General features: G+C 42.8%; 1 protein-coding gene. It reads right to left on the minus strand.

Annotated elements, in window-relative coordinates; translation table 11 throughout:
* Positions 1 to 77: 77 nt before the first annotated feature.
* A partial coding sequence (locus tag R7Q11_RS29310; protein ID WP_225467363.1) for a MazG family protein occupies positions 78 to 519 on the minus strand: 442 nt, incomplete at its 5' end.

Below are 519 nucleotides of genomic sequence, written 5' to 3' on the forward strand. Positions count from 1 at the left end.
GACAAAGCAAAGTGCTTATTTATGTTCTGAGTCAGACTTGTCCCATAAATCGCGCTGTGACTATTTTGTCTGCAACTTCACTCTTCTTTTTTCACTTCATTCCAAAAATTGTCGAGTTCTGACAACGTACACTCGGTGAGTGTTCTTCCTGATTGCACGACCTTACCTTCAACTTGCTTAAAACGCTTGGCAAACTTAATGTTCGCTTTGCTTAATGCCACTTCTGGGTCTTTGCCAAGATGACGTGCTAAGTTGACCGTGGCAAACAACAAGTCCCCTAACTCAAGTTCGACTTTCTCTTCATCTGGTTCGATTTGAAGCGCTTCTTCCATCACCTCATCCACTTCTTCTTGAACCTTACTGACTACTGGCCCAAGCGAATCCCAATCGAATCCGTATTTCGCACATTTTTTCTGAATCTTTGTAGCACGAGAAAGCGCCGGTAAAGAGTTTGGTATTGAGTCTAGGATACTTTCTTCAGCTTTGCCTACTTGCGCTTTTTCTTTTGCTTTTTCCGCT

This window comes from Vibrio sp. 970, from assembly GCF_033339075.1.